This is a genomic window from Blastococcus sp. TF02A-35 (genome assembly GCF_004571075.1).
Classification (GTDB): domain Bacteria; phylum Actinomycetota; class Actinomycetes; order Mycobacteriales; family Geodermatophilaceae; genus Blastococcus.
Map to the genome: position 1 here is coordinate 12,449 of NZ_SPQP01000027.1, position 23,018 is coordinate 35,466.

The window sequence follows — 23,018 nt, forward strand, 5'->3', positions numbered from 1 at the left end:
TGCGGCGGATGGGGACCAGGGCGGCCGCCCTCGGTATCGGCGCGGCGCTGGCCGCGGGCGCGCTGACCGGGTGCGGGAGCGAAGAGCCGGCCGCGCCGCCGCCGACCCCCGAGGGGCTGGGGGAGGTGACCGTGGGCGCCGACGGCGTCCAGGAGGTCACCATCCAGACCCAGGACGACTACCTCTTCACCCCCGACCGGTTCACCGTCGCGCCCGGGACCGTGCGGCTCACCCTGGTCAACGTCGCCGACCAGATGACGCACAACCTCGAGTTCACCGACGACGAGCTGCCGCAGCCGATCGACGCCGGCATCCCGGTCCTGGGCCCCGGTGACCAGGAGAAGACCATCGAGTTCGAGGTCACGACGCCCGGCGACTACCCCTTCAGCTGCACCTTCCACCTCCAGCTGGGCCAGGTGGGCACGATGACGGTCAGCGAGTAGGCCGCGTGTCCCTCGTCGACCTGCTGCTCATCACGCTGGCGCTGCTGTTCGCGCTCTCCGGCTTCCGGCAGGGCCTGCTCGTCTCGGCGACGTCGATCCTGGGCTTCCTGGGCGGTGCCGTGCTCGGCGCCCAGCTCTCCGGCCCGGTCGCCGACCGCATCGACGGCTCCAGCGTCACCCGGGTGTTCGCCGCCCTCGTCGTCGTCCTCGCCGGGGCGCTGCTCGGGCAGATCCTGGCCGGGGCGGCCGGACGGGCGCTGCGGTCCCGGGTGACCTGGGAGCCGGCCAAGATGGTCGACTCGGTGGCGGGCGCGGTCGTCTCCGCCGCCTCCGTGCTGCTCGTCGCCTGGATGGTGGCCTCGCCCCTGGCCAGCTCGCCGTTCCCGCAGGTGGCCAGCCAGGTCCGGCAGTCGGCGCTGGTGCAGGCCGTCGACGACGCGGTGCCCGACGGCGTGCGCCGGGTCTACGAGAACCTCCGCGAGGCCATCGACCGGCGCGGGCTGCCCGACGTCCTGGACCCCCTGACGCCGACCGAGGCCCGCGAGGTCCCCGCCCCCGACCCGGCGCTCGAGGGCAGCCAGGTGGTGAACTCGGTCAAGGGCTCGGTGGTGCGCATCCGCGGCATCGCCCCGTCCTGCTCGCGGCAGATCGACGGCTCCGGCTTCGTCTACGCCGCCGAGCGCGTGATGACCAACGCGCACGTGCTGGCCGGCGTCACCGACCCGGTGGTCGTGGCCGAGGGCGAGGAGTACGACGCGGTCCCGGTGTACGTCGACGAGGAGGTCGACGTCGCGGTGCTCGCCGTCCCCGGCCTGCCCCAGGTGCCGCTGCAGTTCACGCCGACCGCGGCCGACACCGGCGACGACGCCATCATCATGGGCTACCCCGGGGGCGGGCCGCTCTACGTCGGCTCCGCCCGCGTCCGCGACCGCGGGGAGATCAGCGGGCCGGACTTCCGGAACACGCAGACCGTGGTCCGCGACGTGTACGCGCTGTTCGGCCAGGTGCGGGCCGGCAACTCCGGCGGCCCGCTGTTCGCCCCCGACGGCAGCGTGCTTGGGGTCGTCTTCGCCTCGGCCATCGACGACCCGCAGACCGGGTACGCGCTCACCGGACCGCAGGTCTACACCGCCGCGACGCAGGGCAGCGCCGCCCGAGCCGAGGTCGACACCGGCCCCTGCGAATGAAAGGACCCCGGCGCCCCCCACTGCTCGCAAGCTCGCAGCGGGCCCCTGCGCCGGGGCCGTTCCATCAGGTCACGTCGGGCTGCGCCCGGCCCACTCGGTGATGGCGCGGGTGACGGTGTCGGGGGCTTCCTCGTGGGGGAAATGGCCGATGCCGTCGAGCTCGCGCCACTCGTACGCGCCGGCCACGTAGCGCCCCGAGCCGCGGGCGGTGGCGGGCAGGACGCAGGTGTCCAGCGAGCCGTGCAGCTGCAGCGTCGGGGCGGTGACCGGGGCCGACATCCGCCGGGCGTAGCGCAGCCCGTCGGGCCGCAGCTGCGAGCGCCCGGCCCAGCGGTAGTACTCCATCGCCCCGTACGCGGCCTGCGGGATGCGGGCCGCCGAGCGGTAGCGGTCCACCGCCGAGGCGAAGTCCGACGTCCGGGCCCACTCCGGTCCCGCCCACCGCTGCATGAGGTCGGCCACCGGGTCGTCGTCCGGACGGGTCAGCCGCCGCTCGGGCAGCCGCGGCACCTGGAAGGTGAGGGCGTGCCGGAAGGCACGCCGCTGCGCCCGGTCGGTCATCCCGGCCCGCAGCAGCCTCGGGTGGGCCATCGACAGCACCACCAGGCGGCGCACGGCACGGGGGTGCAGGGCCGCCATGGTCCAGCCGAGCAGCCCGCCCCAGTCGTGGCCGACCACGACGGCGTCCCGCTCGCCCAGGGCGCGCACCAGCGCCGCGACGTCGGCCGAGAGGGTCGGCAGGTCGTACCCGCGCGGGGGCTTGTCGCTGGCCCCGTAGCCGCGCAGGTCGGGCGCGACGGCCCGGAAGCCGGCGTCGGCCAGCGCGGTCAGCTGGCTGCGCCACGTCCACCAGAACTGGGGGAACCCGTGCAGGAGCAGGACGAGCGGACCGTCACCCGCCTCGGCCGCGTGCAGGCGGACGCCGTTGGCCGAGATGTCGCGGTGGGTCCACGGCCCGGGGAGCAGGACGCTGGTGGCGTCGGGTCGGCCGTCCGGGGGGACGGTCACCTGCTCAGACCGAGTAGCGCTCGTTGCGGTGCAGCTCGACCTTGCCGCCGCTGACCACCGGGACGTCGCGGTGCCGGGCACCCGGCGCCTCGCGGTGCATCACGTCGGGCAGCTCGCGCAGCGACTCCAGCGTCCGCTCCGGCTTCTCGATCTTCTTGATCATCTTCTTGCCGACGAGCGCCGCGATGACGGCGACGACGACGAGCAGCGCCCAGACGACCAGGTAGGACACCCACCGCGGCAGGCCCAGCGCGGTCAGCGCCTCGGCGATGGCGATGAACAGGAAGAACGAGGAGAAGCCGAGGACGACGGCGGCCGCGCCGAACGCCCCGCCGCCGATCGCGGCCTTCTTCGCCGAGCCGGCGATCTCGGTCTTGGCGAGCTCGATCTCGTTGCGCACCAGCGTCGAGACGTCGGCCATCGCGCTCTGCACGAGGGTCCCCATGGAGGGCTCGGCGGCTCCGGTGGACCGGTCGTCCCGGCCGGTCGTCACGCTGTGGGCCACGTGGGTAACTCCTTTGCGTTCTGCACTGCTGGACAGGGGAATCGTGCCCCACCCGGTGCGGTGGCGCCCATCGGCTCCCCCGAAAGGGAGCCGACGGGCGCCACCGTCCTAGTCCTCGGCCGGGGCCGCGGGCAGCTTGTCCTTGATCATGTTCATCACCGAGGAGTCGGTGAGCGTGGTGACGTCGCCCAGCTCGCGGTTCTCGGCGATGTCCCGCAGCAGCCGGCGCATGATCTTCCCGGAGCGGGTCTTGGGCAGCTCCTGCACCACCATGATCTGGCGCGGCTTGGCGATCGGGCCGATGTCCTTGGCCACGTGCTGCTTGAGCGTCTGCACCAGCTCCTCGCCGCTGTCCTCGGCGTTCCCGCGGAGGATCACGAACGCCACGATGCCCTGGCCGGTGGTCGGGTCGCTGGCCCCCACCACCGCCGCCTCGGCCACCGTCGGGTGGCTGACCAGCGAGGACTCGACCTCGGTGGTGGAGATGCGGTGGCCGGAGACGTTCATGACGTCGTCGACCCGGCCCAGCAGCCAGATGTTGCCGTCGGCGTCCTTCTTGGCGCCGTCACCGGCGAAGTAGACGTCCTTGCCGAACCGGGACCAGTAGGTGTCGACGTAGCGGTCGTCGTCGCCCCAGATGGTGCGGAGCATCGACGGCCACGGCTCGGTGAGCACGAGGAGGCCGGTGGAGTCGTCGCCGAGCTCGTTGCCCTCGTCGTCCACGACCTTGGCCGAGATCCCCGGGAACGGGTGCTGGGCCGAGCCGGGCTGCAGCGCGGTGACGCCGGGCAGCGGGGTGAGCATGTGCGCGCCGGTCTCGGTCTGCCACCAGGTGTCCACGATCGGGCAGCGGCCACCGCCGATGTGCTCGTGGTACCAGAGCCAGGCCTCCGGGTTGATCGGCTCGCCGACCGACCCGAGCAGCCGCAGCGAGGACAGGTCGAAGCCGGCCGGGACGTCCTCGCCCCACTTCATGAACGTCCGGATCACCGTGGGCGCGGTGTAGAGGATCGTGACGCCGTACTTCTGGATGAGCTCGAACCACCGGCCGCGGTGCGGCGTCTCCGGCGTCCCCTCGTACATGACGCTGGTGGCCCGGTTGGCCAACGGCCCGTAGACGATGTAGCTGTGGCCGGTCACCCAGCCGACGTCGGCCGCCGTCCAGTAGACGTCGGTGTCGGGCTTGAGGTCGAAGGTCGCCCAGTGGGTGTAGGCGACCTGGGTCAGGTAGCCGCCGCTGGTGTGCAGGATGCCCTTCGGCTTCGCCGTCGTCCCCGACGTGTACATGATGTAGAGCGGGTGCTCGGCGTCGAAGAACTCGCAGGTGTGCTCGGCCGGCTGCCGGCCCACGACGTCGTGCCACCACAGGTCGCGGTCCTCGGACCAGTCGACGTCCTGCTCGGTGCGCTTGACGACGAGCACGTGGCGCACGCCCTCGGTGCGGGAGACCGCCTCGTCGACGGCGGGCTTGAGTGCGCTCGGGGCGCCACGGCGGTAGCCGCCGTCGGCGGTGATGACGACCTGTGCGCCGGCGTCGGTGATCCGGCTGGCCAGCGCGTCGGCGGAGAAGCCGCCGAAGACGACCATGTGCACCGCGCCGATGCGGGCGCAGGCGAGCATCGAGATGACCGCCTCGGGGATCATCGGCAGGTAGATCGCCACCCGGTCACCGGCCTGGACGCCGAGCTCGGTCAGCGCGTTGGCGGCCTTGCAGACCTCGTCCTTGAGCTGGGCGTAGGTCAGCGTGCGGGTGTCGCCCGGCTCGCCCTCCCAGTGGTAGGCGACCTGCTCGCCGTGGCCGGCCTCGACGTGGCGGTCCAGGCAGTTGTAGGCGACGTTGAGCCGCCCGCCCACGAACCACTTGGCGAACGGCGGGTTGCTCCAGTCCAGGACGGTGTCCCACTCCTGGTCCCAGGTGAGCCGCCGCGCCGCGCCCTCCCAGAAGGCGAGGCGGTCGCGGGCCGCCTCGTCGTAGACCTCGGGACCCACGTTCGCCTGGGCGGCGAGGTCCTCGGGGGGCGTGAAGGTCCGGCCGGCTGCCTGGGTCGTCTCGCTCATGGGGTCCTCCCGATCCGGCGTCGCCTCGGATGCGGCGACGGTGCACACGTGGTCCAGGACACACCGTATGACCGGAGCGGTCCGCCGTCTGCCCCGCGTGACCTGCGAAGCGGCGACCGGCAACACTGGCCCGATGAGCGGTCTCCAGGCGCAGGTGGCGGGGCGTGTCCCCGGTGCAGCGGCCCTGGGCCTGGTCCCGCCGCGGGGCGCCCTCGGGGTGCCGGTGGCGGGCCTCGCCGACCCGGCGTGGCCGGCCGCGCTGCTGGCCGGGCGGGCCGGCCGGGGCGGTGACCTCCGGGTGCACGCGACGGTCTGGTGGTACTCAGCGTCGGCGGTCCTGCTGGCCCCGGCCCTCGCGGGCCTGGCCGTCGGCCGCCCGCTCTCGGCGCGGCCGGCGGACACCACGGTGTTCCTCGCCCCGGACGGCCGCCCCGTCGCGGCGGTCTCCTCGGCCGCGAGCGATGACCCGGCGGGCGGGCTGCGAGAGCTGCTGGGGGCGGTCGTGCCGCCGCTGGCCGAGGCGGCGGGGATGCGCGAGCGGCCGCTGTGGGCGGTGGCCACCGACTCGCTGGCCAACGGGCTGCTGGCCCTCGGCCGGGCGCTCGGGGACGTCCCCGCCGTCACCGCCCTCGCCGGCCCGCTGGCCGCGGCCGTGGGCCCGCCGCTGCCCGCGCCGGGCTACGTCGACGTCGCGGGCGCGCGGTTCACCGAGCGGGTGTCGTGCTGCCTCCTCGACCGGCTGCCGGGCGGCAGCACCTGCGTCTCGTGCCCGGCCCGCCCGCCGGCCGAGCGGCAGGCCCTGCTGGCGCGGCTGGCCGGCGGCCCCTGACGGCGGTCGCGGTCGCTGGCGGTCCCCACCCGGGGAGATGATCGGCGGCGTCGGTGACGACGAGGGAGGTCAGCGATGCCGGTCACGCCTGCCGCGTTCTTCGGCCACGGCAACCCGATGAACGCGCTCGAGTCCAACCGCTACACCGAGGCCTGGCGGGCCTTCGGCCGGGCGGTGCCGCGACCGCGCGCGATCCTCGTCGTCTCCGCGCACTGGTACGTGCAGGCCACCGCGCTGACCGCCATGCCGCGGCCGCGCACGATCCACGACTTCTACGGCTTCCCGCGCGAGCTCTTCGAGGTCCGGTACGAGCCGCCGGGCCTGCCGGAGCTCTACGACGAGGTCGCCGACCTGGTGCACCCGACGTGGGTCGGGGCCGACCTGGACAGCTGGGGGATCGACCACGGCACCTGGTCGGTCCTGCGGCACGCGTTCCCCGACGCCGACGTCCCGGTCGTGCAGCTGTCGATCAACGCGCTCAAGTCCTTCGACTACCACCTGCAGCTCGGGGCGGCGCTGGCCCCGCTGCGGGAGAGCGGCGTGCTGGTGGTCGGCAGCGGGAACGTGGTGCACAACCTCGGGGGCGTGAGCCGTGCGCTGCCCGACGCGGGGTTCGACTGGGCGCAGCGGTTCGACGAGGCCGCCAAGGAGTGCATGCTCACCGACCCCGCGGGGGCCTGCCGGCTCGACGGGCACCGCGACTTCGACCTCGCCGTCCCGACGCCGGACCACTTCCTGCCGCTGCTCTACGTCGCCGGGATGGCGGGGGCCACGGGTGCCGACGTCGACGTGCTGGTCGACGGCTACACCTACGGCTCGGTGTCGATGACCGCGTACACCGTGGGCATGGCCGCGCCGGAGCCGTCGGGCAGCGGGATGGCGCCGCTCCTGCCGGAGGGCCCGCCGCCCGACGGCGCCAACATGTGACCGGCCCTCACCCGGCGGGGCGGTGCAGGTCGGTGACCCGGGGGAAGGGGCGGGTCGAGAAGACCGCCTCGACCGGGACGCCGAAGAACTCCGCGATGCGCAGCGCCAGGTGCAGGCTGGGGTTGTACTCGCCGCGCTCCAGGTAGCCCACCGTCTGGTAGTGGACGCCGAGTGCGTCGGCGAGCTCCCGCCGGCTCACCTGCTGCTCGGCGCGCAGCAGCGCGATCCGGTTGTGGACGGCGTCGCCGGTGCGGTCGGCGCCGGACCTCTCACCTGCCACGGGTCAGCGGACCCACTGCAGCGACGCCTCGCGGGCCGCCTCCACCTGGGAGCCGGACTGGCGGCGGGCCATGCGGCGCAGGACCCGGGGTGTCACCAGCGCCCCGGCCACCGCCCAGGCGCCGAGGACGAGCACCGTGGCGCCGGTGCGCCAGGAGTCGCCGAGCTCCAGGGTGACCGCCGAGTCGGGGAGGAACGCCGACCGCAGCCCGAGGCCGATCCAGTAGGTGGGGAACACCTGCGCGACCGCCTGCACCCAGCCCCACAGCGCCTGGATCGGGAAGAAGATCCCCGAGATGGCGGTGAGGAGCATGACCGGCAGCATCCCCCAGGTGCCGACCTTCTGGGTGCTGGGCACCAGCGAGCCGATGACCATGCCCAGCGGCAGCGTCGCGAGCAGGCCGAGCACGACGACCCACGCGACGGTGAGCCAGCCGGCGGCGCCCTGGTGCATCAGGTCGTCGAAGAGCAGGAAGCTCGGCACGAGGATCGTCAGCAGCGAGGGCAGCAGGCTCAGCGAGTGGTAGGTGAGCTGGCCGGTGACGTAGCCCTGCATGCCGTGCGGCAGCGCCTTGTGCCGCAGCAGGGTGCCGTCCTCGCGTTCCATGGCCAGGGCGAACGCCGGGCCGATGACGACGCCGAAGGCCAGCAGCGCGCCGAGGATGCTCGGCAGCGCCCACGTCGGGTACATCAGCCCGGTGCCCTCGAGCTCGTTGTCCCGGTTGAACCAGAGGAAGACCAGCGTGCCGACGGCGGTGAACAGGTAGAAGCCCTGGTCCTGCGGGCTCCGCAGGCTGAGCAGGAACTCCGTCCAGCCCCGGCGCAGGCCCAGGCCGATCGCGTAGCGGGTGGCGCTCACCGCGGTACCTCCTCCAGGACGGGCGCGGCACCGTGGCCGGCCTCGAAGCGCTGCACCATGGCCAGGTAGGTGTCCTCGAGCGTGGCCTTGCGGACCTCGAGGTCGGTGAGCTCGTCGCCCTGCTGCTCGACCAGCCGCCGGACGAAGCCGACGACGTCGTCGGTGGGGTGGACGAACCGCTCGGGGCCGCAGGCCCAGCGCACCTCGGCGGTGCCGGCGACCTGGCGGGTGAGCTCGTCGGCGCTGCCGTCGGCGACGATCCGGCCGTTGGTGAGGATCAGGATCCGGTCGGCGAGCTTCTCCGCCTCGGCCAGGTCGTGCGTGGTCAGCAGGATGCTGGTGCCCTCCAGGTCGGAGAGCCGGTGCACGAGCTCGTGGAAGTCGCGCCGTGCCTGCGGGTCGAAGCCGGCGGTCGGCTCGTCGAGGAAGAGCAGCTCGGGCCGCCCGATGATGCCGACGGCGACGTCCAGCCGTCGGCGCTGGCCGCCGGAGAGGGTGGCGATCTTCCGGTCGGCGTGCTCGTCGAGCCCGACGGTGTGCAGCAGCTCGTCGACGTCGTAGGGGCGGGTGCGCTCGGGGGTGGAGTAGGGGACGAAGTACCCGCCCAGCGAGCCGAGCAGCATGCGGGGGGTCCACCGGCCGTGGTCGCGCCAGGACTGGAGGACCACGCCGACGCGTGCCCGCCAGGCGTCGCCGGCGGTGGCCGGGTCCTCGCCCAGCACGCGGACGTCGCCGCCCGAGGGCAGCCGGAAGCCCTCGAGGATCTCGATGGTGGTGGTCTTGCCGGCGCCGTTGGGGCCGAGCAGGCAGACGACCTCGCCCTGCCGGACCTCGAAGTCCACGCCGGTGAGGATGTCGCGGGTGCCGTAGGCCATCCGCAGCCCGGAGACGCTGATGACCGGTTCGCCGGAGTAGTCGGAGCTCATGAGCGCCGTCCTCGCAGTGTTCTCGGAAGTGGTGCGGCGATAGTAGGAGTACTACATCGATAGCACCAGTGGTTTATCCCTCGGCCGGCTCCGACACCGCTGCGAGGGCGACGACCTCGCCGACCACCCACACCGCGGGCGGGCGGACGTCGGCCGCGGCCAGGGCCCCGGGGAGCCCGGCCAGCGTGGTCCGGACCGTGCGCTGGACCGCCGTCGACCCGTCGCTGACCACCGCCACTGGGGTGTCCGGTGCCCGGCCGTGCTCGACCAGGGCGGCGGCGATGGCCGGCGCGGTCTCCACGCCCATGAGGACCACGACCGTGCCGCGAAGCCGGCCGATCGCGGCCCAGTCGACCAGCGACTGGGGGTGCCCCGGGGGCAGGTGCCCGGAGACGACGACGAACTCGTGGGTCAGGCCCCGGTGGGTGACCGGGACGCCGGCCAGCGCGGGGACGGCGATGGCGCTGGTGATCCCCGGGACGACCTCGACCGGGACGCCGGCCGCCGCGCAGGCCTCGACCTCCTCCATCCCGCGGCCGAAGACGAACGGGTCCCCGCCCTTGAGCCGGACGACGCGGCGGCCCGCCCGCGCGTGCGTGACGAGCAGCTCGTTGATCTGCTCCTGGGCCATCGAGCGGCCGCGCGGGAGCTTGGAGGCGTCGATGACCTCCACCTCGGGGGGCAGTGCGGCGAGCAGCGCCTGGGGTGCGAGGTGGTCGGCGACGACGACCTCGGCGTGGGCCAGGGCCTGGCGTCCGCGGACGGTGATCAGCCCCGGGTCGCCGGGGCCGCCGCCGACCAGGACGACGCTGCCGCCGGTGCTGGGCCGCGCGGCGCGGTCGCCGATGCTGCCGTCGGTCAGGCCGGTGACGACGGCGTCGCGCACGCCGATCGCCCGCTGCGGGTCCCCGCCGCCGTGCACGCCGATCACGAGGTCGCCCTGGCGTCCGATGGCGGGCGTCCACACGCTGGAGGCGGCCCGGTCGTCGGCGCGGGCGCAGAAGATGCGGCTGCGCTCGGCCTCCTCGGCGACGGCGGCGTTCACGGCCGGGTCGTCGGTGGCGGCGACGGCGTACCAGGCGCCGTCCAGGTCGCCGGTCTCGTAGCGGCGGGGGAGCCAGGTCAGCGTGCCCGGTCCCACCATCGCCTCCAGGGCCGGTGTCACCTCGGGGCTGACGACGGTGACCCGGGCGCGCGCCTCGAGCAGGCCGGCGACGCGGCGGTGGGCGACCTTCCCCCCGCCGACGACGACGACGAGCCGGTCGCGCAGCCGCAGGCCCACCGGGTAGACGGCGCCGGACCCGGGTGGCACGGGGGTCGCGTGCCCGGGCTTGCGCGGGCCGGTCGCCGGCTGCGGTTCGGTGCTCAGCGGATCTCCTCGGGGCGGGCGGCGCGGGTCGGGGCGGTGGGGGTCGTGGCGGCGGTGTGCTCGGGACAAGGATCCCAGTGCGCCGCCTGGTCCACGCCGGCACTGTGGCAGCCCATCGTGACGCGCGCGTTTCACGGTCACTTGACGATCTGGAAAGCGACGGACATGCTTTCCGACATGGAAAGTGAAGCGGACGCCCGCTCCCAGCCGGCCGCGCTGCAGTCCGACCGTGCCGCGCTCGCCGAGCGGCTGGTCCAGCCCTGGTGGTGGGACGTGGCGTTCGGGGTGCTCGTCGCCGGCTTCCTCGGCAGCTACTCGTCCCGCAGCATCTGGGTGATCCTGGCCGCGGTCGTGGTCTTCGCGGTCGGCGTCCGCGCGCTGGTGGCGGTCTACCAGCGGATCACCGGGACCTGGTGGGACGCCAGCAAGGTGGGCCCGGTCCAGGAGCGTGTCCGGGCGGCCCTGCGCCGGCTGCTGGTCGGCTACTTCGCCCTGCTCGGGCTCGGCGCCGCGGCGGAGTTCCTGCTCGACGTGCGCGGCGCGATGGTCGTCGCCGGCGTGGTCATGGGCGTCGCGGCCGGGTGGAGCTCGCGCTGGGTGACGCGCATCTACGTCGCCGGCCTGCGCGCCGGGTCGTGACCGCCGTCGAGCCGCGGTTCGACCCCGTCGTCCACGCGCCACCCCGGCTCCAGGTGTGCGGTCTGCTGGCCGTCGTCGAGACCATGGACTTCGCCACCGTCCGCGAGCAGGTCGGCGTCAGCGACTCGGTGCTCTCCAAGCACGTCAAGCAGCTGGAGGAGGCCGGCTACGTCCGCGTGCACAAGGCCACCCGGGCCTCCCGCGTGCGCACCAGCCTCTCCCTGACGGCCACCGGGCGGGCCGCCTTCGACGCCCACGTCGCCGAGCTCCGGCGGATCACCGGGGGCTGACCCCTCGCACGTCCCCGGTCCCGCCGGAGGCAGAGTGGTCGCCGACGACCGGTGCGGGGACGGGGGACGGGTGCGGAACAGGCGGGGCGCGCGGCTGCTCGACGCCGCCGTCGTCGTCGCCGTCGCCATCGGGCTGAGCGCTCTCGTCGGCCTGGCCGGGCTGCCCTCACCGGCCCTGTTCGGCGGCCTGCTCGCCGGGCTGCTGCGCGCCCTGGTGGGGCGCGGCCCGGCTCGGGTGCCCGAGCCGGCGGGCACCGCGGGCCAGGCGGTCATCGGGGTGGCGATGGGCGCGCTGGTCGACCTGGGGACGCTGCGCGCCGTGGCCGCCAACTGGCTGCCGGTGCTGCTGACGACGGTCGCCACGCTCGCCCTCAGCCTGGTGGCCGGCGCGCTCCTCCGGCTGCACCGCGGGATCAGCCCGGTCACCGGCGCCTTCGCGATGATCGCCGGCGGCGCGAGCGGGATCGTGGTGATGGCCCGCGAGCTGGATGCCGACGAGCGGATGGTCGCGGTGCTGCAGTACCTGCGGGTGCTGCTCATCGTGCTGCTGATGCCGGTGGCCGCGACGGCGGTCTACGGCGCCACCCCGGGGTCGGGGGCGCCCACCGGTGACGACGGGCCCGGCTGGCCCGCCGGCCTGCTGTTCACGGTCGGCTGCTCCGTCGTCGGGCTGGCCGTGGGCCGGCTGGTGCGCATGCCGGTCGCGGCCCTGCTCGGACCGCTGGTGGCCGGCGCCGTCGCCGACCTGACCGGGCTCTCCGGGGGCGCCGAGGTGCCCGGCCCGGTGGAGAGCGCCGCCTTCCTGGTGATCGGTCTCCAGGTCGGGGTCAGCTTCACCCGGGACAGCCTGCGCACCATCGGCCGCGCCCTGCCCCTGGCCCTGACCATCATGGCGGCGCTGGTGCTGGCGTGCGCCGGCCTGGGCGCCGTCCTGGCCGGCATCACCGGTGCCAGCGCGCTCGACGGCTACCTGGCGACGACGCCGGGTGGGCTCTACGCGGTGCTGGCCACGGCGCGCGACGCCGGGGCCGACACCACCTTCGTGCTCTCGGTCCAGGTCCTGCGGCTGTTCGTGATGCTGTTCAGCGCCCCGCTGGTAGCGCGGTGGCTGCGCCGCTCCTCCTCCGGAGGTGCGGGCACCTGACGATCCGCTCCCGCGCGCCTACTCTCGTTGGTCGGCGCACGAGCGGGAGGAGACCGGAGCTGTCCGAGGAGAACGCGGCCGGCGCGACGAGCGACACCGAGGACTCGGTGCTGCTGTTCGTCGGCGGGCCCCTCGACGGGAGGGTGCAGATCCGGGAGGCGCGGCACGGTGACCCGCTCCCGACGGTGACGCACGTGCACCTGCACGGTGGCCCCAAGGTGGTCCACCGCTACGACCTGGAGCCGCTCAGCGAGGGCGTCGGCGTCTACAACCTGCGGCCCCCGGTCCGCCGCCGGGCGAGGGACGAGTCGGTCACCGACTGACCCCGGGGGCTCACCAGCCCTGCACGCGCCGCGCCTCGGAGACGACGCGGTCGAACCGGGTCCGGTCGAGCGCGGCACCCTCGCGGCGGACGGTCGCCGGGTCCAGCACGAGGAGCCGGTCCAGCCGGACCTCGCTCGGGCGTCCCCGGGGGTCCCACGCGCCGCTGCCGACGTCGGTCCACACCCGGCCGTGCCGAGCCTCGTCGGCGGCGTCCCGGTCGTGGTCCTGGCTGCTGAGCATCAGGCCCAGCAGCTGCGGTCCGCGGCGGCCGATCACGAGCACCGGGCGGTCCTTGCCGCGGCCGTCGCCCTCGTCGTAGGGCACCCACGCCCACACGACCTCCCCGGGGTCGGGGCGCCCGTCGTCGCGCGGCCGGTAGCCGACGTCGGGCACGTCCTGCGCCCGCGGCGGGCGGGGCGCCGGGCGGCGCCCCGGGGAGCGGGGCAGCCCGAGCAGCCGCCCGACCGCGCGCGCCGCCGTCCGACCGAGCCGTCGAGGTGTGGCCATGCGGAGCACCGTACGAGAGCCGGCCACGCGCCGGAAGGCGGCGCCCCAGGTCACACAACCGTCACCGGTCGTCACACGTGACCCATCGACACCAATTGGTCACAGCGAGGGTTGGCGATGCCGAAAGGGGGGCACCATGTCCGCACGGGGGCGCGCGGCGGCTCTCCCCGGGAGAAGGGGGTCTCCATGACGTCGGCCGAGCCGGTGCGCCCCGCTGTTCCGCGGGCACGCGAGGTCAAGGCGAGCGTGCTCGCCGCTTTCCAGCTGGTGGAGGACGCGCGCTACCTGGGCACCGACCGCAGACCCCGCCGGGAACGCGTGCGGCTGATGGCCGAGCGGACCGTGGCCGACCGCAAGCTGGCTCGGGACCTCCGCGCCAGCTGACCGCCCGCCGGACGTGTCCGCTCACGTCACGCAGAACTCGTTGCCCTCCGGGTCGGCGAGCGTCACCCACGTGTACGGGCCCTGGGCCCCGCGCCAGAGCTCGCGCGCGCCGAGCCCGACGAGCCGGGCCACCTCCGCCTCCTGCTTCTCGGCGCCGGCGCGGACATCGAGGTGCAGCCGGTTCTTCACCGTCTTCGCCTCCGGCAGGAGCTGGAACAGCACCCGCGGGCGCCCCGGCTCGGCGGAGGTGATCGCCGCTCCGGCCGCCCAGACCAGCCGGCCCCGGTGGGTGGTGGTGTCGGACTCCGCCGCGGCACCGGACCCCACGATCCGCCGGATGAGCGCCTCGTCCTGCGGCTCCACCTGCCAGCCCAGCGCCTCGGCCCACCAGTCGGCGAGGGCATGGGGGGAGGAGCTGTCGACCACGACCTGGACGTCGAAGGGCATGCGCGCAGGCTAGGGCCCGGCCACGACAGTTCGGCCGGTCACAGCTCCTCGGCGAGCGACGCCCGCATGAGCGCGTCGTCCGTCGTGATCGTGGTGTCCCGGCAGTGCTCCCGCAGCACCGTGCCGAACGACGGGTAGGTCGAGCGGTCCACCCGGCGCTCCGGGTCCCACAGGCCCGAGCGCATCACGGACTTCGGGCACTGGAAGTAGGCCTTGGAGACGTGCAGCACCAGCACCGAGAGCGGCTTCTTGCCGAACTCGGTGAGGTCGACGTCCAGGTCGTCCGGGCCGACGACGGAGGTGGTGCCGTACACCCGCAGCGTCTCGTCGAAGCCGGGGACGAAGAACATCAGCGCCGCGCGCGGGTTCTCCGCGAGGTTGCGCAGGCTGTCGATCCGGTTGTTGCCCAGCCGGTCGGGCAGCGCCAGCCGGTGCTCGTCGAGGACGTGCACGAAGCCCGGTGCCCCGCCGCGCGGCGAGACCTCGGGCCAGCCGTCGGCCGACGCGGTGGCGAGGGTCGCGAACGGCGAGAGCGCGATGAAGTCGCGGCAGTAGGTGTCGAGGGCGCCGATCTCCTTGTCCAGCACGCGCTTCGACGGGGAGCGGTAGACGTCCAGGGCGTCCGGGACGGCGGCGTCGGGATCCACGCGACGACCGTAGTCGGCGGCCCGGTTACCGTTCCCCCTCGTGCCCGAGGTCTGGAGTGCCCCCGTCCGCTTCGTCGAGTGCGACCAGCAGGGCGTGGTGTTCAACGCGCACTACCTCGTGTGGGCCGACGAGGCCGTCGCCTCCTGGTGGACCGGCCGCGGCGTCGACTGGGCGGCGCTGAACGCCGAGGGCACCGAGTACCTGGTCGCCGCCAGCGCGCTGGAGTGGCGCTCCTCGGCGCGCTACGGCGACACCGTGGCGGTCGACGCCGAGCTGGAGAAGCTCGGCACCACCAGCCTGACGGTGCGCTTCGCGGTCCGCGTCGGCGAGCGGCTGTGCTGCACGGTGCGGACCACCTACGTCTGCACCGCCGGCGGGTCGCCGGTCCCGTGGCCGGACGCGGAGCGGGCCCTGGTCAGCGAGGGCTGAGGCCCCCGGCTCAGGCCGCCGCGGGGCCGTCCCAGCCGGCCTTCTCCTGGCCCGACAGCTCGGCGATCGCCACCATGATCCGGTCGGTGACCTCGCGCCGGGCGCGGCCGTTGCCGGCCTTGCCGCGGTGCTCCGGGAAGGTCAGCGGGGTGCCGAAGGTGACCGACACCTTCGCCGGCCGGGGCCAGCTCGCGCCCACCGGCTGGACGCGGTCGGTCCCGGCGACCGCCACCGGTACGACCGGGCAGTCCGCGGTCAGCGCCAGCCAGGCGACGCCGGTCTTCCCGCGGGCCAGCCGCCCGTCCCGCGAGCGGGTGCCCTCGGGGTAGATGCCGAACCCGCCGCCCTCGCGGAGCACCCCGAGCGCGGTGTCCAGGGCGGCCTGCGCGGCCCGGTGGGTCTCGCGCTCCACCGGCAGCGCCCCGAGGGCGGTGAACAGCGTCCGCGTGAACCAGCCTGCGATCCCCGGGGCGGTGAAGTACTCGGCCTTGGCCAGGTAGCCGACCCGGCGGGGCGCCACGGTCGGGATGGCGATGCTGTCGATGAACGACAGGTGGTTGCTGGCGAAGATGACCGGGCCGGTCAGCGGCACGTTCTCGCGGCCGGTCACCGTCGGCCGGAAGAGCAGCCAGAACAGCGGCCGGACGACGAACCTGGCGAGGACGTAGAACATCCTGGCTCCCTCCTCGGCCGCACGGGTGTGGTCGCTCCCGATCCTGCCCGAGAGAGTGCGCGGGCTGCGCGCCGCCGCGCGGCGCCGTCAGCGCAGCGGCTGCGCCGGCGGGCAGGCGTCCCGCAGGATGGCGCCGACGTCCTCCGGCAGCCGGGTCCGCCCGGCGGCGGACTCGGTGAGCAGGTGGGCGACGTCGCGCACCTTCCGGTGCGTGTTGCTGGACAGGTGGGCCAGCAGGTCGAACGCCGTCTGCTCGCCGCAGTTGGTCAGCAGCATGAGCACCCCCTTGGCCTGCTCGATGACGGCGCGGCTGGCCATGGCCGTGCGCATCTGCGCCACCTCCACCTGCAGCGCGCGGGCCGTGGCGGCGTCGGGGTCCGGCGCCCGCGAGCCGGTGATGTCGGCGCAGTGGCCCTCGACGCCGCGCAGCGCGCCGGTCTCGTCGCGCAGCGGCTCGCCCGTCACGACCACCGAGCGCTGCGCGCTCGTGGGGTGCAGCACCCTCGTCTCGACGGCGAACGGGCGACCGCCCTCGAAGGTGGCGGTGAGGGCCGCGAGCAGCCGCGCTCCGTCGTCCGGGTGCTGGGTGGTGAGCAGGGCCTCGATCCCCGGCTCGCGGAGCGGGTCGAGGCCGAGCAGCGCATGCATCCCCGGGGACCACCACCAGTCGCCCGAGACGGCGTCGTAGCGGTAGCGGGCGGTGGGGGAGGGGGCGGTCTCGGGGACCCGGGCGGGGCGGACGCGGTGGCGGGGCAGCGCAGCTGAGGTCATGGGACGAGCTCCTCGGAGGAGGCGTGCCGCACGCGGCAGACGGCTCCCGCCGGGTTCTCGACGGGCGCGGCCCCCGGCCCCGCGAGGGGGCCGGTCGCTCCGACGTCGCGACCATACGTCCGGGATGGGTAAACGGCAGGGGCAGCCGCCGGGAGGGGTCCCTAGGATCTGCAGCCATGCGCCTGTTCGGCCGTTACGACGGCGTCGCCCGGCCGATCGTCACCTACGGCAGCAACCCGGTCCTGCACCGCCGCTGCGCCGAGGTGACGGAGTTCGGCGACGGGCTGCGCCGGCTGGTCCTCGACATGTTCGCCAGCATGGAGGCCGCCGACGGGGTGGGGCTGGCGGCCAACCAGATCGGCGTCGACGCGCGGGTCTTCGTCATCGACTGCCCGGACGCCGACGACGAGGACGTCGTCGGGTACGTCGTCAACCCCGTGCTCTCCATCCCGGACCCGGTCGGGGAGGACCCGGCCGAGGAGGTCACCGAGGAGGGCTGCCTGTCGGTCCCCGGCCCCTACGCCGTGCTGCCGCGCGCCTTCCGCGCACGCGTGGACGGCGTGGACCTCGACGGGAAGCCGCTCTCCATCGAGGCCACCGGCATGGCCGCCCGGTGCCTGCAGCACGAGGTCGACCACCTCGACGGCACCGTCTACGTGGACCGGCTGCCGGCCGAGCAGCGCGAGCAGCTGCTCGCCGAGGCGGCCGGCCCGGGCGGAGATCTGCCCGCCTGAGGGTGTGCACCGCCCCGCGCGGGTAGCGGGGACCCATGGCGCTCCCCAAGGTCCTCGTGCTCGTGCTCGCCGGTGGCAAGGGCAGCCGGCTGGAGCTGCTCACCGAGCAGCGGGCCAAGCCCTCCGTGCCCTTCGCCGGGGTCTACCGGCTGATCGACTTCCCGCTCTCCAACTGCGAGCACTCGAAGATCGCCGACGTCTGGGTGTCGGTCCAGTACCAGCCGCAGTCGGTGAACGAGCACCTCGCCAACGGCCGCCCCTGGGACCTGGACCGGACCACCGGCGGGCTGATGGTGCTGCCGCCGTTCCAGGGCAGCGAGCGGGGCGGCTTCACCGAGGGCACGGCCGACGGGCTGTGGCGGCAGAGCCAGCTCGTCCGGCAGTTCGCCCCCGACGCGCTCGTCGTCGTCAGCGCCGACGCCGTCTACAAGCTGGACTACCGCGACGTCGTCGACGCCCACCTGGGCTCGGGCGCCGAGGTGACGATGGTGACCACGGAGGTGGCGGCCGACGACGCCTCGCGCTACGGGATCGTCGAGGTGGGCGAGGGCGGGAAGGTGACCGGCTACGCCTACAAGCCCGACGAGCCGGCGACGACGACGGCGACCAACGAGGTGTTCGTCTTCTCCCCGGGGCCGACGCTGGACCGGCTGGAGGCGCTCAGCGACGAGGCCGGCGAGGACGGCCTGGAGGACCTCGGCGACTCCCTGCTGCCGGCACAGACGAGGGACGGCCTGGCCCGCGCGTACCCGCTGAACGGCTACTGGCGCGACGTCGGCACCATCGAGTCCTACTGGCGCACCCACCGGGAGTTCCTCGACGAGGACCCGCCGCTGGACCTCGACGACCCGAGCTGGCCGGTGCACACCCGGGGTGGCAGGCACAGCGCCGCCCGCGTGCTCGACGACGGGCAGATCGAGAACAGCCTGCTCTCCGGCGGCACCCGGGTCTCGGGCAACGTGCGGGGCTCGGTCCTCTCCCCGGGCGTGGTGGTCGAGCCGGGGGCGACCGTCGTCGACTCCGTGCTGCTGCCCGGTGTGCGGGTGCGGTCGGGCGCCACGGTCACCCGTGCCGTGCTCGACGACAACGTCGACATCGGTGCGGGCGCCTCGGTGGGCGGGGACGGCGACATCGCCCTGGTCGGCCGGGAGGCCCGCGTCGCGGACGGCACCGAGCTCGCCGCCGGTGCCCGGTACCCCGAGCCGGAGGGCTGAGGGCCGGAGGGCAGAGGGCCGGGGAAGCGACCGGCGGGGGTGCGCGTTGCACGGGCCATGACCCAGCCCTTCGAGCTCGACCTGCACTCGGAGTTCCTCCGGGCGGATCTCCTCCTCAACATGGGCCAGCCGACCGAGGCGGCCCGCATCCTGCAGGCGGTCGTCGACGCCGAGCCGCGCAACGAGGCGGCGCTGGAGCTGCTGGCCCGTGCCTACTACGGCTCCGCACAGCTGGCCCGGGCCGAGGAGCAGCTGAGCCTGCTGGTCGAGCTCTCGCCGTCCAACGGCTGGGCGCGCCGGGCCCTGGCCCGCACGCTGGAGCGGCTGAGCCGCCCGGAGGAGGCGGCGGTGCACCACCGGATGGCCGACGCCCTCGGCGCGGCCTGACGCCTCAGCGCAGCAGGTCGGCCAGCACCCGGCTGACCACCCGCCGGCCGGTGAGGGCCAGCGCCGGGTCGGTGCGCAGCAGCACCGCTCCGATGCGCACCAGCGGCGCCGGCGTGGGCGGGGCAGCCGGCCGGTGGAGCGCCCGGCGCAGGGCGGCCATCAGGTCGGCGTTGGTCACCGGGTTCGGGGAGCTGGCCACCAGCACCCCCGACGGCGGCGGCGCGGTCAGCTCGTCGTCCACCCCGAGGGCCCAGCGGACGATGGCCAGCCAGTCCTCGATGTGCAGCCAGCTGACCCACTGCCGCCCGCTGCCCACCCGACCGCCCAGGCCCCAGCGGGCCAGCCCGGCCAGCCGGTCCAGCGCGGGGGTGTCCCGGTCGAGCGCGACGCTCGTGCGCAGGAGGACCTGGCGCTGCGCGTGCGCGCCGGCCGCCGCCCGCTCCCAGGCGAGGGCGACGTCGGTCATCTGCGGCGGGCCGTCGCCGGGCGGGCTGCCCTCGTCGAGGAGCGTCTCGCCGGCGTCCCCGTGGATCGCCGTGGTGCTGGCCTGCAGCCACACCGGCACGGGGGCGTCCAGGCGCTCGGCGGCCGCCCGCAGGGCCAGGGTGGGCTCGACCCGGGACCGGGTCAGCAGCTCGAGGTTGTGCGCCGTGGGCCGCCGGTCGACCAGCTCCCCGGCGAGGTTGACGACCCCGGCGCCGGCCAGCTCCGCGGCCCACGGGCCCACCGTGGTGCCGTCCCACCGCACCTGCCGGTGCCGGCCGGCGCGCGGCGTGCGGGTGAGCACCACGACGTCGTGACCGCGGTCGGCCAGGTCGTCGCAGAGCCGGCGGCCCAGGGCGCCGGACCCGCCGGCGACGACGACCTTCACGGCGCGGTACGGGGGGCGGACATGTCGCGATCATGCCGTCCGGCAGCCTGCGCGTGCTGCTCTGGGAGCATGGGGTCATGACCCGCCGCACCGTGCCCGGGGCGCTGCTCGCGCTCTCCCTGCTCCTCCCGCTCGCCGCCTGAGGCGACGGCCCCGACGAGGGCTCCGACGAGGGCTCCGGCTCCGCGAGCGGCTCGGCCGGTATCAGCACGGACCTGGGGACCGCCCCGGAGGTGCCCGCCTCGGACGAGCAGCCGCCGACCGAGCTGGGCATCGAGGACGTGGTCGTCGGTGACGGCGAGGAGGCGGTCACGGGCAGCACCGTCGAGGTGAAGTACGTGGGCGCGTTCTACGAGACCGGCGAGGAGTTCGACTCGTCGTGGAGCCGCGGCGAGGAGGAGACCCTGCCGGTCCAGCTCGGCTCCGGCATGGTCATCGAGGGCTTCGACCAGGGCATCACCGGGATGAAGGAGGGCGGCCGCCGCGCCGTCACCATCCCCAGCGAGCTCGGCTACGGGCCGAACGGGCAGGGCCCGATCCCCGGCGACGCCACCCTCGTCTTCGTCATCGACCTCGTCGACGTCGGCTGAGGCGCCGCGGCGGGGTCAGTCGCAGACCTCCAGGCGGGTGACCGAGCCGTTGTGCGGCGTGACCGCCGGCATGGCGTCCGGGCCGAGCCCGGCGGCGACCGCCTGCACCGCGCGGATCGTGTCGCCGTGGGTGACCAGCGCGACGACGTCGGCCGGCGGCTCGGCGCACAGCTGGCCGAGGAACGCGGCGACCCGGGCGTGCAGCTCGGCCAGGCTCTCGCCGCCCTCGGCCGACCAGTGCGCGTCGGTCCAGTCGACGACGTCCCACAGCTCCCGTGACGGCCGCCCCTCCAGCACGCCGTAGCCCTGCTCGCGCAGCGCGGGCGTGGTGGTGACCGGCAGCCCCGTGGCGCGGGCGCAGTGCTCGGCGGTCTGGACGGCGCGCACGAGGTCGCTGGAGATCAGCGCGCCGGGCCGCAGCCCGGCCAGCTCGGTGGCGGCCGCCTCGGCCTGCGTGTGGCCCAGGGCGGTGAGCGGCACGTGCGGCGTCTGGCCCTGCATGCGGCCTTCGGCGTTCCACTGGCTCTGCCCATGGCGGACCAGCAGCAACGTGATCATGTTCGCCATGGCAGGAGGCACTGTAGGGCAGGGGCCTGCGGGCCGGTCCGCCGCGCCTCGTACCGTCGTCGTGTGAGCATCCCCGTCCGTCCCGGCGCCGCCCGACCCGCGCCCGGCCCGGCCACGCCCGACCCGCTGGCCCCGCTGCTGGACCTCCCGGGGGTGCGCGAGGCGGCCCACGAGGCCCGGCACGGCATCGACCGGCTGCTGGGGCACAAGGTCCTGCGGCGCGAGTCCGCCGGCGTGAGCATCGAGTCGGCGCTGCGCGGTGCCCGGGCATCGGCGGCGCTGGCGGGGGTCGACGTCCCGCTGGCCGAGCTGCGCGCCGGTTCGGTGACCGACCCGGTCGTCCAGGGCGCGCTGCGCGCCTCCGCCGGGCTGGGCTCGATGATGGAGACCTGGCCGAAGGCGCCCGGGCAGGTGCTCGCCCGGCTGCACGTGCTGGCCGCCGCCGACCTCGCCGACCAGGCCGACCTCGGCCGTCCCGGCGCGCACGCGGGCCAGCGGCTGTCGGGCCTCTTCTCGCTGGTCACCGGCACGTCGACGGCGGTGCCGGCGGTGGTCGTCGCCGCGCTGGTGCACGGCGAGATCGCCGCGCTGGCGCCCTTCGGGGTGGCCGACGGCGTCGTCGCCCGTGCCGCGGCGCGGCTGACCGTCATCACCCGCGGGCTGGACCCCAAGGCGGTCTCCGTGCCCGAGGTCGGCTTCCTCCACCTGGGCCGCGAGGCCTACGGCGAGGCGCTCGCGGGGTACGCCTCGGGCACGCCGGAGGGTCTGGCCGCGTGGCTGGTGCACTGCTGCCGGGCGACCGAGCACGGTGCCCTGGAGGGCCTGGCGATCTGCGAGAGCCTGCTCCGCGGCTGACCGCTCAGCTCGGGGCCAGGCCGAGGCCGACGACCGCGACCGCGACCACCGCGAGCGCCCCGCCGGCTGCCGCGGCCAGCCATGCGCCGGTCGCGGCACCGGCGCTGGCGGCGCCCAGCGCGGCGAGCCACGGGCCGGCGCGGGACACGAACAGCCCGGCCCGCTGGGTGACCGAGGGCCGGCTCAGCCGGGCGGTGTGACCGAACAGGGCCGCGGCCAGGCAGACGGCCAGCACGGAGGTCCAGGCCGCGGCGACGGCGAGCACGCGGGGGTCAGGCGCCGCGGCGGCGACGGCGGCCGGGGACCGGCGCCGGACCGTCGGCACCCAGCAGCCCGGCGCGGGCCGCGCGGTGCCGGGCGTACCAGGCCAGCCCGACGACGGCGGCGCCGACGCCCATGGCCGCGCCGGTGACCACCGGCGTCGACGGTGCGGAGAAGCGCGACCGGATGCTCACCGGCCGCTCGAAGCGCAGCACCGGCCAGCCCCGCTCCAGTGCCGCCTTCCGCAGGCCGCGGTCGGGGTTGACCGCGGTGGGGTGCCCGACGACCGACAGCAGCGGGAGGTCGGTGACGGAGTCGCTGTAGGCGTAGCAGTCGGCCAGGTCGTAGCCACCCTCGGCGGCCAGCCGGCGCACGGCCTCGGCCTTGTTCTCGCCGTAGGCGTAGAACTCGATGTCCCCGGTGTAGCGGCCGTCCTCGACGACCAGCCGGGTGGCGACGACGCGGTCGACGCCGAGCATCTCGCCGATCGGCTCGACCATCTCGGCACCGCTGCTGGAGACGATGACGATCTCGCGCCCGGCGGCGCGGTGCTCCTCGATGAGGTCCGCGGCCTCGGCGTAGACCAGCGGGTCGACGATCTCGTGCAGCGTCTCGCGGACGATCTCGTGGACGACGGCGGCGTCCCAGCCGGTGACCATGGCGGTGAGCTGCGCGCGCAGCCGGTCCATCTGCTGCTCGTCGGCGCCGGCCAGGGAGAAGACGAACTGGGCGTACGCGGACTTCAGCACGGCCCGCCGGTTGATCAGCCCGCCCTGGAAGAAGGGGCGGCCGAAGGCGAGCGCGCTGGACTTGGCGATGACCGTCTTGTCCAGGTCGAAGAACGCCGCGGAGCGCGTCACGTCAGTCACGGTAGCTGGATCGGCAGGTCCGCG

General features: G+C 74.9%; 31 protein-coding genes. 15 read left to right on the forward strand and 16 right to left on the reverse strand.

Going from position 1 to position 23,018, the window contains the following annotated elements:
- The first annotated feature begins 8 nt into the window (after positions 1-8).
- Positions 9-443 (forward strand): cupredoxin domain-containing protein, encoded by a 435-nt coding sequence (locus E4P43_RS13415; protein ID WP_135145962.1) that lies wholly within the window; start codon positions 9-11, stop codon positions 441-443.
- A gap of 5 nt (positions 444-448) precedes the next feature.
- Entirely contained in the window at positions 449-1,630 is a 1,182-nt protein-coding gene (locus tag E4P43_RS13420; protein WP_135145963.1) for a MarP family serine protease, read from the forward strand.
- 69 nt (positions 1,631-1,699) lie between these two features.
- Here E4P43_RS13420 and E4P43_RS13425 read toward each other — a convergent pair whose 3' ends face one another.
- The 3 genes from E4P43_RS13425 to acs all read right to left on the reverse strand — a co-directional run bounded on the left by E4P43_RS13425 (position 1,700) and on the right by acs (position 5,201).
- Entirely contained in the window at positions 1,700-2,638 is a 939-nt protein-coding gene (locus tag E4P43_RS13425) for an alpha/beta hydrolase (RefSeq protein WP_135145964.1), read from the reverse strand.
- A 4-nt stretch (positions 2,639-2,642) separates the two neighbouring features.
- Entirely contained in the window at positions 2,643-3,143 is a 501-nt protein-coding gene (locus E4P43_RS13430; protein ID WP_167759179.1) for a phage holin family protein, read from the reverse strand.
- Between the two features lie 108 nt (positions 3,144-3,251).
- Positions 3,252-5,201, reverse strand: coding sequence for an acetate--CoA ligase (gene acs / locus E4P43_RS13435; protein WP_135145965.1), 1,950 nt, complete (start codon positions 5,199-5,201; stop codon positions 3,252-3,254).
- A 133-nt stretch (positions 5,202-5,334) separates the two neighbouring features.
- Between acs and E4P43_RS13440 the strand changes: the two genes are divergently transcribed.
- Both E4P43_RS13440 and ygiD read left to right on the forward strand, forming a co-directional pair.
- Entirely contained in the window at positions 5,335-6,030 is a 696-nt protein-coding gene (locus E4P43_RS13440; protein WP_135145966.1) for a (2Fe-2S)-binding protein, read from the forward strand.
- 75 nt (positions 6,031-6,105) lie between these two features.
- Positions 6,106-6,957 (forward strand): 4,5-DOPA dioxygenase extradiol, encoded by an 852-nt coding sequence (gene ygiD, locus E4P43_RS13445; RefSeq protein WP_135145967.1) that lies wholly within the window; start codon positions 6,106-6,108, stop codon positions 6,955-6,957.
- 7 nt (positions 6,958-6,964) lie between these two features.
- Here the strand turns inward: ygiD and E4P43_RS13450 are convergent, their stop codons facing one another.
- The 4 genes from E4P43_RS13450 to cobA form a co-directional block, all read right to left on the reverse strand.
- A complete protein-coding gene (locus tag E4P43_RS13450) occupies positions 6,965-7,237 on the reverse strand; it encodes a helix-turn-helix transcriptional regulator (RefSeq protein ID WP_135145968.1) in 273 nt (90 codons plus the stop codon).
- 3 nt (positions 7,238-7,240) lie between these two features.
- Entirely contained in the window at positions 7,241-8,095 is an 855-nt protein-coding gene (locus E4P43_RS13455; RefSeq protein WP_135145969.1) for an ABC transporter permease, read from the reverse strand.
- A complete protein-coding gene (locus tag E4P43_RS13460; protein ID WP_245159123.1) occupies positions 8,092-9,021 on the reverse strand; it encodes an ABC transporter ATP-binding protein in 930 nt (309 codons plus the stop codon). Before E4P43_RS13460 ends, E4P43_RS13455 begins: the two co-directional genes overlap by 4 nt.
- A gap of 73 nt (positions 9,022-9,094) precedes the next feature.
- Positions 9,095-10,333: a uroporphyrinogen-III C-methyltransferase gene (cobA, locus tag E4P43_RS13465; protein WP_167759180.1), complete on the reverse strand. Its 1,239-nt coding sequence runs from the start codon at positions 10,331-10,333 to the stop codon at positions 9,095-9,097.
- Positions 10,334-10,567: 234 nt separating this feature from the next.
- On the opposite strand from cobA, the gene E4P43_RS13470 reads away from it, so the two are divergent.
- The 4 genes from E4P43_RS13470 to E4P43_RS13485 all read left to right on the forward strand — a co-directional run bounded on the left by E4P43_RS13470 (position 10,568) and on the right by E4P43_RS13485 (position 12,786).
- The gene (locus E4P43_RS13470) at positions 10,568-11,029 is read left to right on the forward strand and encodes a hypothetical protein (RefSeq protein WP_135145970.1); all 462 of its coding nucleotides are present in this window, start codon (positions 10,568-10,570) and stop codon (positions 11,027-11,029) included.
- The gene (locus tag E4P43_RS13475; protein WP_135145971.1) at positions 11,026-11,319 is read left to right on the forward strand and encodes a transcriptional regulator; all 294 of its coding nucleotides are present in this window, start codon (positions 11,026-11,028) and stop codon (positions 11,317-11,319) included. The genes E4P43_RS13470 and E4P43_RS13475 overlap by 4 nt, the downstream gene beginning before the upstream one ends.
- Positions 11,320-11,389: 70 nt before the next feature.
- Positions 11,390-12,463: an AbrB family transcriptional regulator gene (locus E4P43_RS13480; RefSeq protein ID WP_135145972.1), complete on the forward strand. Its 1,074-nt coding sequence runs from the start codon at positions 11,390-11,392 to the stop codon at positions 12,461-12,463.
- A 107-nt stretch (positions 12,464-12,570) separates the two neighbouring features.
- Complete coding sequence (locus E4P43_RS13485) at positions 12,571-12,786, forward strand: hypothetical protein (RefSeq protein ID WP_245159124.1); 216 nt, start codon at positions 12,571-12,573, stop codon at positions 12,784-12,786.
- 10 nt (positions 12,787-12,796) lie between these two features.
- Here the strand turns inward: E4P43_RS13485 and E4P43_RS13490 are convergent, their stop codons facing one another.
- Positions 12,797-13,294, reverse strand: a complete 498-nt coding sequence (locus E4P43_RS13490; protein ID WP_135145973.1) for a type II toxin-antitoxin system PemK/MazF family toxin — start codon at positions 13,292-13,294, stop codon at positions 12,797-12,799.
- Between the two features lie 186 nt (positions 13,295-13,480).
- On the opposite strand from E4P43_RS13490, the gene E4P43_RS13495 reads away from it, so the two are divergent.
- Positions 13,481-13,678, forward strand: a complete 198-nt coding sequence (locus tag E4P43_RS13495) for a hypothetical protein (protein WP_135145974.1) — start codon at positions 13,481-13,483, stop codon at positions 13,676-13,678.
- A 21-nt stretch (positions 13,679-13,699) separates the two neighbouring features.
- Here the strand turns inward: E4P43_RS13495 and E4P43_RS13500 are convergent, their stop codons facing one another.
- Together E4P43_RS13500 and E4P43_RS13505 are read right to left on the reverse strand one after the other, a co-directional pair.
- Positions 13,700-14,125, reverse strand: coding sequence for a VOC family protein (locus tag E4P43_RS13500; protein ID WP_135145975.1), 426 nt, complete (start codon positions 14,123-14,125; stop codon positions 13,700-13,702).
- A gap of 38 nt (positions 14,126-14,163) precedes the next feature.
- Positions 14,164-14,772, reverse strand: coding sequence for an MSMEG_1061 family FMN-dependent PPOX-type flavoprotein (locus E4P43_RS13505; protein WP_135145976.1), 609 nt, complete (start codon positions 14,770-14,772; stop codon positions 14,164-14,166).
- A gap of 40 nt (positions 14,773-14,812) precedes the next feature.
- Between E4P43_RS13505 and E4P43_RS13510 the strand changes: the two genes are divergently transcribed.
- Positions 14,813-15,202: a thioesterase family protein gene (locus E4P43_RS13510; RefSeq protein ID WP_135145977.1), complete on the forward strand. Its 390-nt coding sequence runs from the start codon at positions 14,813-14,815 to the stop codon at positions 15,200-15,202.
- A gap of 10 nt (positions 15,203-15,212) precedes the next feature.
- Here the strand turns inward: E4P43_RS13510 and E4P43_RS13515 are convergent, their stop codons facing one another.
- Together E4P43_RS13515 and E4P43_RS13520 are read right to left on the reverse strand one after the other, a co-directional pair.
- Positions 15,213-15,875, reverse strand: coding sequence for a lysophospholipid acyltransferase family protein (locus E4P43_RS13515; RefSeq protein ID WP_135145978.1), 663 nt, complete (start codon positions 15,873-15,875; stop codon positions 15,213-15,215).
- Positions 15,876-15,962: 87 nt separating this feature from the next.
- Positions 15,963-16,646 carry a PAS and ANTAR domain-containing protein gene (locus E4P43_RS13520; protein WP_135145979.1) on the reverse strand — a complete coding sequence of 228 codons (684 nt, stop codon included), beginning with the start codon at positions 16,644-16,646 and terminating at the stop codon, positions 15,963-15,965.
- Positions 16,647-16,822: 176 nt separating this feature from the next.
- Here E4P43_RS13520 and def point away from each other — a divergent pair, with 176 nt between their 5' ends.
- Genes def through E4P43_RS13535 form a run of 3 tightly spaced genes read left to right on the forward strand, consistent with a single transcriptional unit; the run spans position 16,823 to position 18,981 of the window.
- Positions 16,823-17,380, forward strand: a complete 558-nt coding sequence (gene def / locus E4P43_RS13525; RefSeq protein WP_135145980.1) for a peptide deformylase — start codon at positions 16,823-16,825, stop codon at positions 17,378-17,380.
- 35 nt (positions 17,381-17,415) lie between these two features.
- Positions 17,416-18,594, forward strand: coding sequence for a sugar phosphate nucleotidyltransferase (locus E4P43_RS13530; protein ID WP_135145981.1), 1,179 nt, complete (start codon positions 17,416-17,418; stop codon positions 18,592-18,594).
- 57 nt (positions 18,595-18,651) lie between these two features.
- Positions 18,652-18,981, forward strand: coding sequence for a tetratricopeptide repeat protein (locus E4P43_RS13535; protein WP_135145982.1), 330 nt, complete (start codon positions 18,652-18,654; stop codon positions 18,979-18,981).
- A gap of 4 nt (positions 18,982-18,985) precedes the next feature.
- On the opposite strand, the gene E4P43_RS13540 is transcribed toward E4P43_RS13535, so the two are convergent.
- Positions 18,986-19,852: an NAD-dependent epimerase/dehydratase family protein gene (locus E4P43_RS13540; protein WP_135145983.1), complete on the reverse strand. Its 867-nt coding sequence runs from the start codon at positions 19,850-19,852 to the stop codon at positions 18,986-18,988.
- 233 nt (positions 19,853-20,085) lie between these two features.
- Here E4P43_RS13540 and E4P43_RS13545 point away from each other — a divergent pair, with 233 nt between their 5' ends.
- On the forward strand, positions 20,086-20,442 hold the full coding sequence (locus tag E4P43_RS13545) for an FKBP-type peptidyl-prolyl cis-trans isomerase (protein WP_135145984.1): 357 nt from the start codon (positions 20,086-20,088) through the stop codon (positions 20,440-20,442).
- Positions 20,443-20,457: 15 nt separating this feature from the next.
- Here E4P43_RS13545 and E4P43_RS13550 read toward each other — a convergent pair whose 3' ends face one another.
- Positions 20,458-21,009 (reverse strand): histidine phosphatase family protein, encoded by a 552-nt coding sequence (locus tag E4P43_RS13550; RefSeq protein WP_135145985.1) that lies wholly within the window; start codon positions 21,007-21,009, stop codon positions 20,458-20,460.
- 63 nt (positions 21,010-21,072) lie between these two features.
- On the opposite strand from E4P43_RS13550, the gene E4P43_RS13555 reads away from it, so the two are divergent.
- A complete protein-coding gene (locus E4P43_RS13555; protein WP_135145986.1) occupies positions 21,073-21,864 on the forward strand; it encodes an oxidoreductase in 792 nt (263 codons plus the stop codon).
- 4 nt (positions 21,865-21,868) lie between these two features.
- On the opposite strand, the gene E4P43_RS13560 is transcribed toward E4P43_RS13555, so the two are convergent.
- Positions 21,869-22,129, reverse strand: a complete 261-nt coding sequence (locus tag E4P43_RS13560; protein WP_167759181.1) for a hypothetical protein — start codon at positions 22,127-22,129, stop codon at positions 21,869-21,871.
- A 7-nt stretch (positions 22,130-22,136) separates the two neighbouring features.
- Complete coding sequence (locus tag E4P43_RS13565) at positions 22,137-22,985, reverse strand: HAD-IB family hydrolase (RefSeq protein WP_135145988.1); 849 nt, start codon at positions 22,983-22,985, stop codon at positions 22,137-22,139.
- Positions 22,986-23,018 lie beyond the last annotated feature (33 nt).